General features: G+C 66.0%; 9 protein-coding genes and 2 pseudogenes. 7 read left to right on the top strand and 4 right to left on the bottom strand.

Annotation, left to right across the window (positions count from 1 at the left end):
- Nucleotides 1–688: 688 nt before the first annotated feature.
- On the bottom strand, nt 689–1,876 hold the full coding sequence (locus ABN028_RS34585) for a hypothetical protein (protein WP_349699569.1): 1,188 nt from the start codon (nt 1,874–1,876) through the stop codon (nt 689–691).
- 276 nt (nt 1,877–2,152) lie between these two features.
- Here ABN028_RS34585 and ABN028_RS34580 point away from each other — a divergent pair, with 276 nt between their 5' ends.
- From ABN028_RS34580 to ABN028_RS34570, 3 genes are all read left to right on the top strand, one after another.
- Complete coding sequence (locus ABN028_RS34580; protein WP_349699568.1) at nt 2,153–2,860, top strand: sensor domain-containing protein; 708 nt, start codon at nt 2,153–2,155, stop codon at nt 2,858–2,860.
- Between the two features lie 150 nt (nt 2,861–3,010).
- Nucleotides 3,011–3,352: a phosphotransferase gene (locus ABN028_RS34575; protein WP_349699567.1), complete on the top strand. Its 342-nt coding sequence runs from the start codon at nt 3,011–3,013 to the stop codon at nt 3,350–3,352.
- A 142-nt stretch (nt 3,353–3,494) separates the two neighbouring features.
- Nucleotides 3,495–3,806, top strand: a complete 312-nt coding sequence (locus tag ABN028_RS34570) for a hypothetical protein (protein WP_349694966.1) — start codon at nt 3,495–3,497, stop codon at nt 3,804–3,806.
- 101 nt (nt 3,807–3,907) lie between these two features.
- On the opposite strand, the gene ABN028_RS34565 is transcribed toward ABN028_RS34570, so the two are convergent.
- Nucleotides 3,908–4,726, bottom strand: coding sequence for a class I SAM-dependent methyltransferase (locus tag ABN028_RS34565; protein ID WP_349699566.1), 819 nt, complete (start codon nt 4,724–4,726; stop codon nt 3,908–3,910).
- Nucleotides 4,727–5,057: 331 nt separating this feature from the next.
- On the opposite strand from ABN028_RS34565, the pseudogene ABN028_RS35710 reads away from it, so the two are divergent.
- From ABN028_RS35710 to ABN028_RS34550, 4 genes and pseudogenes are all read left to right on the top strand, one after another.
- Nucleotides 5,058–5,480 (top strand): annotated as a pseudogene (locus ABN028_RS35710) (acyltransferase domain-containing protein); the annotation flags it as partial.
- Nucleotides 5,481–5,509: 29 nt separating this feature from the next.
- A pseudogene (locus tag ABN028_RS34560) lies at nt 5,510–5,692 on the top strand (acyltransferase domain-containing protein); the annotation flags it as partial.
- On the top strand, nt 5,666–6,214 hold the full coding sequence (locus ABN028_RS34555; protein WP_349699570.1) for a hypothetical protein: 549 nt from the start codon (nt 5,666–5,668) through the stop codon (nt 6,212–6,214). The pseudogene ABN028_RS34560 and the gene ABN028_RS34555, both read left to right, overlap by 27 nt.
- Before the next feature lie 345 nt (nt 6,215–6,559).
- Entirely contained in the window at nt 6,560–7,828 is a 1,269-nt protein-coding gene (locus tag ABN028_RS34550; protein WP_349699565.1) for a phosphotransferase enzyme family protein, read from the top strand.
- A gap of 53 nt (nt 7,829–7,881) precedes the next feature.
- Here the strand turns inward: ABN028_RS34550 and ABN028_RS34545 are convergent, their stop codons facing one another.
- Together ABN028_RS34545 and ABN028_RS35705 are read right to left on the bottom strand one after the other, a co-directional pair.
- Entirely contained in the window at nt 7,882–8,718 is an 837-nt protein-coding gene (locus ABN028_RS34545) for an aminoglycoside phosphotransferase family protein (RefSeq protein ID WP_349699564.1), read from the bottom strand.
- A gap of 113 nt (nt 8,719–8,831) precedes the next feature.
- Nucleotides 8,832–9,827, bottom strand: coding sequence for a phosphotransferase (locus ABN028_RS35705; RefSeq protein WP_502879257.1), 996 nt, complete (start codon nt 9,825–9,827; stop codon nt 8,832–8,834).
- Nucleotides 9,828–10,723: the final 896 nt, after the last annotated feature.

Below are 10,723 nucleotides of genomic sequence, written 5' to 3'. Positions count from 1 at the left end.
CGCGACCCCAGCCGTGCGTTGAGCTTGTTGCGCGCCCGCATCTGGAGGATCAGCTGGGTGATCTCCTCGTCGCGCAGTTCGCGTCGCGTGGACTTCTTGTCGATCCACTCGTAGTAGGTCGAGGGACGAGCGTACCTGTCGGCGACGTGGCCGACGGCGAGTACCACGAGATCGCCTTCCCCGGCACATACCAGGCGGCCCCGGACTCCACCACATACGCGTATGTCGCGCCGCCGGGGAACCGTGCGGTTAACCACGTGTGCGTCGATCGAATCTACGCGATCAGGGTGTGATCACCTCGACGCGTCGCAACCGACCTTCAAACCCCGAACGTCGCTAGACCGAACTTATGAACCGTACTGGGTCTCGTGGAGGCTCTGGTCATTTGCGGCTCTCCTGCCCCTTGTGTGGGTGGGGTGATGGTGGCGTGCGTAGCGCTAGGGTATGGGCTCGGCTGCTTGGGGTCGATAAGACGGTGATCGAGCATGTCGAGTTTGACGAGGATGATGGGGTGATCGTGGCCGCGGTCCGCCCTGGTTTGCGTCTGACTTCGCGATAGAGATCGGTCTGTCCACCAGATGTTGTCTGATGGGCAGACCGATCTCTATCGCGAAGTCAGACGCAAACCAGGGGCACTCCGCTTGTGGCGTGGTCAACGCCGGTTGCCCTATCGCCGGGGCGCGGCATCCTACGGAGTGCACGAGCGTTCGATGAAGGGTTCGGCGCGTTCGCCGTCGGTGAACTGGCCCACCGCCCACAGGCAGGTGCTGGCTGGGACCGCGGTGACGGCTGTCAGGCTGCTTCCGACGGTTCCCGGGTCGACGCCAGGAACGACGGTCCATGTAAGGCCGTCCCAGTGCGCGATGAGTGTGTCGGTGCCCTGCCCACCGACGGCCCATACGTCGTCCGGTCCGCGAAGGGCCACGTCGGCGAAGGTCGCATCCATGCCGTCGAAGGTGGGTGTCGTGGAGACCTGCCAAGAGGAGCCATCCCAGCGCTGGGCGAGCGGCTCCAGGTGTGTAGGTCCATACGCGTAGCCGACGGCCCACGCCTCGGTGGCCGAATCGGCCGCCACGCTGCCGAGCAGGGCGCCGTCACGTCTGGTCGGGCTCGGTACGACGGTCCACGACGTGCCATCCCAGTGTTCGGTCAGCGTACGCATCACCATGTCGCCCTCGTCATAGTCACCGACCGCCCATAGATCGGCGGCCGACGATGCCGCGACGTCCAGCAGATTGCTGCCGAGCCCGGTCGTACCGGGGTTGGGACTCTCGACCACGGACCAGCGATCGCCGTCCCAGTGCTGGACCAGCGTCTGCCCGGTGAACGGCCAGGCAGTCACGGATCCAACCGCCCATGCATCCGTCGGCGACAATGCCGTGACGCCGACCAGCATGCTGTCGGGGGTGTTGTCGCTCGGGCTCGGCACCACCTGCCAGCGCATGCCGTTCCAGTGCATGAGCAAGGTGCGGTGTGTTCCGTCGGCGTCGACGTCGTAGCCGGCCGCCCATACGTCTGAGGACGAGGATCCGGCGACTGCGAATAGCCAGTTTTGCGCGCGACTTCGGTTGGGGCTCGGGATACGCGTCCACAGGGAGCCGTCCCAGTGCAGCGTGAGGGTGCGAACCCCCGTCCGGTCACGAACGTATCCGACGGCCCATGCGTCCGATGGGCTGAAGGCCGTCACCTCGGTGAGATCCGCCTGCCCGCGCACCGACGGAATCGGGACCATCTCCCACGTCGATGCTTCCGCGGGTGGGACCGACGGTGTCGTGCTGCCGGCCATCGCCGTGCGGCTGCCGGCTGCGGCAGTCGCTAATGCGAGCACCGCGACCGCGATCGCCGCGGTTCCTCTGATCAGTCTGCCTGTCTTCATGAAGCACCTCCGCTAGGGACTCTCACTCGCCAGGATCGAAAGGTTTATGGAAGAGATGCCCACAGCTGTGGTGAAGTTGCTCCGCTGAGAAAACTCTCGCCACGTTCTCGCCCAGCTGAAGAATAGGAGCGGCCAAGGCAACCCAGGGGACGTTCAGTGCATCCTCAAAACAAGGGGTCCTCGCCACCATCCCGGACCCACCAACGAGGGGAGAATTTCGTGGGTGTGCGCTTTCAAGCCATGACCACAGCATTGGCGACCTCTACCGTTGTGGCCATGACCACCGCTGTCGTCGGCGCGACAACTGCTGGACCAGCTGCCGCTGCCGAACCAGCCCTGACCCGCAGCTCCACCATCAGTGGGGTCGGTGCGCCAGCTGTCGCCGCACCTACGGACGCTCTCACCGAACTACGACGTGCTCGCGCGGCGATGCTCGTCACCGACGACGCACCCTATGCCGGCACCATTCCATGGCGGATCCCGCGTCCTGACCGCATCCAGGTCGTTGGAGATCCCTGGGACGAGGTCAGTCACCCCTGCCGGGAAGCGACGTACGCCCAGCTCGGCGGTGAAGCCTTCCGCAACCGCATTCTCGTATCGGATACAGCCACCAGCTATGACGCCTCCGTCGAAGAAGACGTCCTGCTGTTCCCTGACGCGGCGACGGCCGCCAGCGCCTACGATCAGCTCGCCACCGAGTTGACGACCTGTCAAGAGCGGCTTGCTGAGACAGGCGCCGACCTCCCCGTCACGTACGTGGGCGACGTCGCCGACCCTACCGGCGGCCGGGGCACGGTGTGGAACGCCGACTTCGCCACGAGCGACCCCGAGTTCCTCGAGGACATGACGGCAGCAGTCGTTCAGCACGGGCGCGCGATCGCGGTCATCAGCGTCAACCGTTACGGCACGTTGGCCACCTACGACCCAGCCGCGGCCCTGCCGACGGCACAAGCCGCCCTCACCCGGCTCAGCTACTTCGACTGAGCGCGTGGGGAGATGCCCAGATGCAGGCGCCTTCCTGGCCGGCCAAGATGCCGCCGCACATGTGGGGCCTCACGATGCACGACGTGGCCGCAACGTTGTCGGGGCGTCTAGCCACCTCCGCTGAAGGTGGGGGAGGGCTGGAAGTTGGTGATGCTGCCGTGGGCAGACTTCCCAGCCCACGTCGACTACCACCCCGGCAACGTGCTGGTCGGCGAGGATGGCACGCTGACCGGGATAGTGGACTGGATCGGCGCTGCACGCGGAGACGCACGGTTCGCGATCGTGGCCAGGCGCGTCGCCGGCCCGCCAGACCGGTTGCAGGACGATGTCGCACGCCATATCGACCAAGCCCTCGATGAGCAGCTCACATCGGACGAACTGCGGCCCTACTGGGCCGTGCTGTCGCTGCGGCTGGTGGACTGGTCGATCCGACATTTCCCCGACCCGCTCACCGAACGCTGGCTCGACTTCGTCGAAACCCGGATCGACTAGCAGAATCCGAAAAGCGACCGCTAGGGAACGCCAACCATCGATCCCTGCGCGAGCACGACGGCGACGATGCGGATGTCCGCAAGGGATCCCCAACCGAACGCCGACCTACGCAGCCACGTTGCCGCTGCCTATCGTTGACGATGTGCTGCAGATAGGCGAGGTAGACCGGCTGGCCGATGCGCTGGAAGGTGTGCGCCGCACAACGGCGGACGGTCTTGCCCAGTGGCGGTACCACGGCAGGCTCGTCGCCCGCCAGCTTGACGACACCCATGTGGTGATCCGAGCCGACTTCGACTACCGCGCCTCGGTGCTCCGGCAGTTCCCCGGAACCTTCAGCGTGCCGCCCCGGTACATCAAGCACATGATGGTCGTCGCCGATCTCGCCAGAGGCGACGCTGGTGCCATCGAGGATGCACTCGAGGCAGCGTGGCACCTTCAGCGAAGCGCAGGCTGACAGGCTTCCCTCGCGCTTCCCATGGACTGTCCGCAGGACGATCCTCGACCGGGCGACTGCGGAGTCTGAGGCGAACGCCCGGCTGAGCGGTGGCCGTAGCGCTACCTCCGGGCAAGGATCACTTTGGTGTCGCCTGGCCAATCCCAGAAGACGCCCTCGGGTGACCGTGCCCGCAGCAGATTCCGCACATCGGTGGCGAATGCTTCGACCCGATCGCCGAACAGGTGCGGCGCTGAGAAGGAGAATGAGAAGTAGCCAGCCAACACGCTCTCGGTATCTCGAACCAGGTCGGGGATGCCGGGCGCGAAGATCACCTGTGGCACGCCGAATCGGGTGCTGGCGATCACGTCTTCGTCGGCACGGCGGGCCGGCGGAGCACCTTGGCCAGCTCTCCTGGCTGATCCGAGATACTTCTCCACCAAGGCTTCGATCTCTGCGTGAGGGATCGGGGGCGGCCCTGGGCTTGGCGGGACAGACGGCCCGCCGGCCTTGTGCATGACCAGCACCAGGGCGCCGCCCGGCTCCAGCATGTCGTACACCGTCTCGGCTACACGAACCGCGTCTGTCCACCAGAAGGATGAGCCGAAGGTGACCAGTCGATACGTCCCTGGCGCCGCGTCGGGTAGGTCCTCGGCCAGAGCCTCCACGCACGTGATGTTCGCGATGCGCTGCTCTTCTGCGGCCCTGCGAGCCTCGGCGATCATGTCCGGGTCGGGGTCGAGCCCGACGGCTTCCTCGAACAGGTGGGCCAAGCGCACAGTAAGAACACCGGGGCCGCATCCAACATCCAGGAGCCTTCCGCGGCCATCCAGGCCAAGTTCCTTACCGAGAACAACCTCAAGCGCCGACGAATAGGCGGGCCTGCCGTAGCGGTAGTGGGCAGCCGCGCCCTGGTAGATCGTCGGGTCGTATCGCACCATCAGAGACTATTCGTCAGCCATCCGGTGAGGGTGACCCATAGCGGTCCGCCGACCGACACCGCCAGCGGTCGCCCGATGCGGTCCGTCGGCGGGCAGGCCATCGGGCAACTTCACCGGGCAATGGCTGAGCGCGGACTCGGCATCGCACAGGGGACCCCTCAACGCACACCCCCGGTTGGGATCCAGAAAACCTGGCGCTGCATCGCGCCTGTGGCCTACCGCCTTCGGCCTTGAGAGCCTGACGGTCGGCGCCTGGTGACACCGACGCCCGACCGAGCGGTTGGCGCGCCAGTGGACTCGTGGGGGTTGACGGCGGCGTTAGAGTCTCGCGATGGGAGGCCCTCTTAGACGGATGGTTTGCCCTTCCCCCGCAGAGGAGCCCGACTCCGCAGGCTCCGCGATGACGGGAGGGGAACGTCTAATGGGACCAACCAACAGCTCAGAGCACGCCGCATCCCAGCTCGACGCCGCCATGGTTCAGCGTGAGCTTCAGCTGTCCGAGCCTGTGATCACGATTCTAGGCGGCGTAGACCTTCCGGTTGGGTCATGTGGACCGACTCTGCCCAGCGATACCGAGGCCAACACTCTCCTCGAACACCTCGATGTCGAGGCGGCAGATCGAGGAGCGGTCATCGCCGCGCGTCCCAGTTCGACGAGGCACTCGGCTCTGTGGTGGGTGCTTGACCGCGCTTACCACTTCCTCGTCGCCAATATGGGGGTGCCGCCCGAGAGTACGCCCGATCCAGCGATCGGGCGCGCTCTGCCAACACACACCGGCCCGTCGGCCGGCATCTGCATGTGTGGGTGTGCCTGGCGGTACTGCCCCACGTGCGCCGCTTCCACACCGAATCCGGCATCTCTGACGACGTGTCGTGGGCCAATCTCGCTGACCTCGGACAGGCGATGAGCAGGCACCGAATGGCCACTGGCGTCGCCGGCGTGGATGCCGAGTGGCTGCTCTCCCGGACCTACCGCGGCCTTTCCTACCGCCTCGGCCGGCTGGTCTTTGAACGCGGCCGACCACAGCCCGAGAGCACGACACACGCGGTGCTCGGTCCCGGACAAAGCGGCGTCGCAGTGCACGTTCCCCGCGTCGGCGGGCGCCTGGACCCTGGCGCCTGCGACGACTCGTTCGCCCGCGCCCAGAACTTCTTCCCCCGTCACTTCCAGGACAACCCCGTCGCCTTCGACTGCCATTCCTGGCTGATGGATGACCAGCTTGGCCACTACCTGCCTGCCACATCCAACATCATCCGGTTCCAACGAAGATTCGCCTTCTTCAATGACAACGAACCGGCAGACCATGAGATCCTCGCCCTCGTCTTCGCTCGCCGTTACGACGGTCCGCACGTACCAGGTGAGCTGCTTGACGAGTTGCCCCAGGACACCACCCTGCAGCGCGCAATTGTCACTCACCTACACCGCGGCGGGCACTGGCATAGCCGCACCGGCTGGTGCCCGCTGCCAATGCCAGCGCGGCTGTGTTGAGCACGGCTCGCAGGCCGTCCTGCGCCAGCTTGGGTGTCGCCGTCGCCCGCACGGCGGCTGGGGGCACCGGGCACGCGAGACTGCAACGAGTACGAGATGACGGTGTTCGTTGGGGAACGTCAACCGCCGGCACCTTGGGCGACGACACGGCGACCATGCCGGGGTGTACGCAAGGGATTGGCAAACGGACACCAGCGAACTTGGCCGATTGATCAAGGCCGGGTCGCCGGCTGACGCGGCAACCACCCGGCCGGACCTTGTCGACCGACGACCACGGCGCAGGGGATCGGTACGGCGGCGGGCGAAGTGGTCGTGCGAGCACGGACTACGGCTAGCATGCCCGCCGTGGATGAATACGCGGCCCTGGAGGCCTGGAAGAGTGTCGTCGGCGCGGCCCGAGTCGAGCCGATGGACGAGGTTCACAACCCGATCTGGAAGGTCACCGGCGAGGATGGCCGACAGTGGGTGCTCAAGCATCTACCGCAAATGTCACCCGGAGTCGGCCCGGTCGAGGAGTACCGGGTGCTGTGCTACCTGCAGGCCGGCGGACTGCCCGTGGCAGTGCCAGTCGTCACCGATGACGGGCTGATCGTGCACAACGCCGACCACCTTGGTACCGACCCGAACCAGACGCAACCTACTGGCGCCGACGCGTACGCGCTTATTCCCCTGCTCCGCAACGACCCTGAGCTGCACGAGTCGCCGGCGCTCGCGCACACGATCGGCGCCGGCATCGGCCGGCTCGACCAGATGCTCGCCGAGTGCCCATGGCACGTGACGTCATTCAGCGACGACCCCGCACCGGACATTCTCGGCGATGGTTACGCCAAGCTTCCGGTGGAGCTGCGTACCCTGGTCGATCCGTTGCGAGACCAACTCTGGGCCGCGCTGGCCGACCTACCCACCCAGCTCACCCACGGCGACTGCAACGTCGGCAACGTCCTCGTCCACAACGGCGAGGTCACCGGGTACATCGACCTGGACCACCTGCCGCACAGCCCACGGGTCCGCGACCTCAGCTATTACCTCCACAGCCGCCTCGTGGACCCACATCATCCACGGCGACCAAAATGCCATGGCAGCAGTACTGCGCCACTACGTCGCCGGCTACCACACCATCCACCCGTTGACCACACGCGAACTGGCTGCCGTCGTACCGTTGCTCCTCACGGCTCTGGTCGGCGGCGCCGGCTGGTACCTACACGGCCCGGTGCCCGATCCCGCCGGCTACCAACTCAATCTGCAGGCCATCGAATGGGTTACGCCGCGCTACGACCAGCTGGTCAGCGCAGCCGCACTTTGACAAACGCCACGACCGCCGCCGCGTTGTCCTTTAGCGCACCGGGGACCGCTGACAGCGCTTGGCCGACCCATCCCCTAGGCCGACACCAGCTCCAGCCAGTTCTGGGTGACAGGAACGTAGGCATCAAGTGTCATCCAGCGCGCATGGACGTCGGCTGTCTGGCCGTGTGGACCGGAGAAGAGCTGGGCGTATCTGGAGATCTCGAGCAGGTGCCAATCGGCCCGGAACATTCGATCAGCATCGCGTACCCGCCCAGCATCGCGTTACCCGCACCTTCAACGGACAAGATGGCGGGCAGAGTGGCCGAATGAGATGATCTCGGCACTCGTGAACCCTCAGGTGGCGCGCACATGGCCAGAAGAACCTACCTCGAGGCGAGCCGGCGGCGTACCCAATCGAGCTCCGCGCCCTGGGGACCGGTCTCCATGACGCGGTTGGCCGCACCACCGAGGCGATCCCAAAGCTCGTAGGCGCCTGCCGCTGACAGCGCGTCCCTGTTTCCCTTGAGGATTCGCAAGGCGAAGTCCTCTCCGTAGGCGTTAAGCAACCGTCCGCCGATCTCCGCGATTGGATCACTGAGGCATGCGTCGCCGAAATCAATGAGCGCAACCAAGGTGCCATCGGCGTGCAGGAGGTGGTCTGGGGCGAGGTCATGGTGCACGAGCGCGACGTCGCCGCTGTCACCGATTCGCAGTGCCTCGAGGCACAGCTGACGCTCGCGGCTCGTCAGGTGTGGGAACACGTGCACCTCGACGACCTCGGCGCTATCGAAGGGCACTGCCCGTTCCGCTCCCATGTCCCGCGCTTCGCCGGTGTAGGAGTGCAACTCGTCCCAGAAGTCGCGGACTGTCTGAAGCGCGAGGTCTTGGGCCGGACCGGAAAGACTGTCGAACGTGGAACGATCGAAGGGGGCCCCCGGCTCAAAATGGTGCGCCATGAGCGCGATGCCATCTCTCACCTCGAGCCACACCGGGGATGGAACTCGCAGCGGCAGCCGCCCGCGAAGTCGTTCGAGGAGCTTCATCTCGAACCGCATGTGGTCCGCCACCTCGCTTCGACGCGAAGCGCGGATGACGAGCTCTCCCGCTCGGTACGCCGTGCTGTCCGCGCCCGCTCCGATCCTCGAAAGATCAGGGAGAGGTTCCGGCGCCAACCGGCGTACTTCAGTAGCAGAAACGATGTCATCCACGCCCTGGAGCATGACACCTGCCTGGGGCGTTGGCGACAGCCTTTCACCATCACCAGTAGCTGGCAGCGGGCGCCCGTTCGGGTGGCCGGCCAGTCCAACGGCAGAGCTGCGACTGAGAGCCATGGTCATGGTCGCGGACATGTCCGTTGGAGGGACCACAACCGTCCGTGCCTAGGACCTCTACGACGAAAGCAACGCGGGTGTCCACAGAGGATCCCCCACGAACACGGCCTCGAGGGGCAGACCGGGCGGGCATGTCGCCCGAGGCGCCGAGGGTCGGTCAGTTGACCTGAAGGCGGGCACGCAGCCCGGCTACCCCGTCCCGTATGGTCTCGGGATCCTCTGTGTCCATGCCGTACTGCACCGCGAACAGCGAGCCGAGCCAGTGGTAGCAGCGCACCCGGTGTGGGTCGACGGGTCGACCCGTACGCCTCGACCAGCGCGTCGACCCGCCATTCTCCCAACGTGGGCAGCAGCGCGGCGAAGTCGACGGCGGGATCGCCGATGGTGGCGGTCTCGAAGTCGATCAGTCCCGAGATGCTGCCCGTCTGATCCACCAACACGTGTTCAGCCCCAAGGTCGGTGTGGACAAGAGTTGGCGGAAAGTCCCATGCGGAGTCCAGGAACTCGGTGAATCGGGCATCGACCGCTGCGCATAGGTCCTGGTCCAACGCTGGCAACACCCGGGCGCTGACGTCGGTCCACAGGTCTGCGTACTTGGACCGCCATGCCTGGCCTGTGGCGGGTACGCCGAGCGTTGTGGCGGCGCGGTCCGGGGGAAAGTCGTGCAGTTCTTGCAGAGCTTTGGCGAGGCCACGCCAGTCGTCCTGTGGTGTGAGCGGACGGCCGGGGATCTTTCGGTAGGCCTGGTAGGTGCTTCCGCGCCAGGTGCCGAACTCCACCGGTTCTGGCACAGCGATAGACATGGCTTGAGCCAGTTCTGGCAGCAGTTTGGCCTGGCGCCGGTGGCCGGCAGCGACCTCGACATTGCGGGCCACCTGGAGGATCCACGTTCCGTCGAGCTCAAAGGTCCAGGACGCCCAGCCGCCAAGGATCGGCACGACAGTATGGGCGGCACGCCCCAGGTCGGCCCACAACGCACCGGCCTGCGCCGGGGTCATCACGCGGATCCAGCCGTGGCGGCGTCCAGGTAGCGGAGCATCACCAGAACCTAACCGCAGAGCGGTCTCGCCGCGAGAGACCTTCGCACGCAACAACTGAAGGCCCACGCGAGCTCGTCCGTTGGGGGGTCCCCCGGACAGTCGCGGCGATACACGTCGCCCGTTGAGTGTTTCATCGGGCGGTGGAGCGATCGCAGGGCGGGTATTCTCGGCGATTACCTTGGCGCGTGGCTCTGGTCATACCTTGAGCGCGGAACCATATCGCGGCTGGCATCGACACGTGAGAGGTCACCTTGCGTACGCTCGCCATCACTCCCGCGCCGCACCTTTTCAGGGGACCGGCTGGACGACTTCGACAACGCGATCCGGAACCGCCTCGCAGACCTGGCCGACACGGACACGTTCGTCGACGACAACCAGTTCCGGATTGTGATCGGTCGTCGTCCCCCGCGCACGCCCGGTCAGTCAGCTTGATCGAGCCTGGGGCGGCGTACCACTGGGCGCGGACGTCGCCCGGGGACGTCGGTTCGCGGGTCCGGAAGGGCCGAAACCGTCGGCTGCCTTCGGCGAAGCGGTTCCCTTGGCCGCGAACACAGTCACAGCGAGATGACGCGCGAGGACCGGTGTACACCGTCGATCCAGGGAACGTGGAATCGGTACTGGCACTGCTCGCGATGAAGATGCGGATCCTCGAGATCAGGGAGGGTCGCGCCCCGGCGATCATCGGTCGGCGACCACTGCGGGGAGTGATCCTCAAGCCGTCCGCTGAGGGATCCGCGGGTTCGAGCGGTGATCGCAACACCCGATGGGTGAGGGGTGTTGTGGGTGCGGTTCTCTTTGCGGATGGTTGCGGAGGTTCATGAGCGGTTCTGGGAGGCGATGGCGCGGGGGGATTT

The sequence above is a fragment of the Actinopolymorpha sp. B17G11 genome (assembly GCF_040196095.1).
Taxonomy (GTDB): domain Bacteria; phylum Actinomycetota; class Actinomycetes; order Propionibacteriales; family Actinopolymorphaceae; genus Thermasporomyces.
The sequence above is the reverse complement of the archived record's forward strand: the minus strand, read 5'-3'. Positions and strand labels throughout refer to the sequence as shown.

Bases quoted from the DNA above. Each gene is read 5' to 3' on its own strand.
- ABN028_RS34565 (WP_349699566.1), bottom strand. From the start codon at position 4,726: ATGGTGCGATACGACCCGACGATCTACCAGGGCGCGGCTGCCCACTAC.
- ABN028_RS35705 (WP_502879257.1), bottom strand. From the start codon at position 9,827: ATGACCCCGGCGCAGGCCGGTGCGTTGTGGGCCGACCTGGGGCGTGCC.
- ABN028_RS34545 (WP_349699564.1), bottom strand. From the start codon at position 8,718: ATGCTCCAGGGCGTGGATGACATCGTTTCTGCTACTGAAGTACGCCGG.
- ABN028_RS34585 (WP_349699569.1), bottom strand. From the start codon at position 1,876: ATGAAGACAGGCAGACTGATCAGAGGAACCGCGGCGATCGCGGTCGCG.
- ABN028_RS34580 (WP_349699568.1), top strand. From the start codon at position 2,153: ATGACCACCGCTGTCGTCGGCGCGACAACTGCTGGACCAGCTGCCGCT.
- ABN028_RS34575 (WP_349699567.1), top strand. From the start codon at position 3,011: ATGCTGCCGTGGGCAGACTTCCCAGCCCACGTCGACTACCACCCCGGC.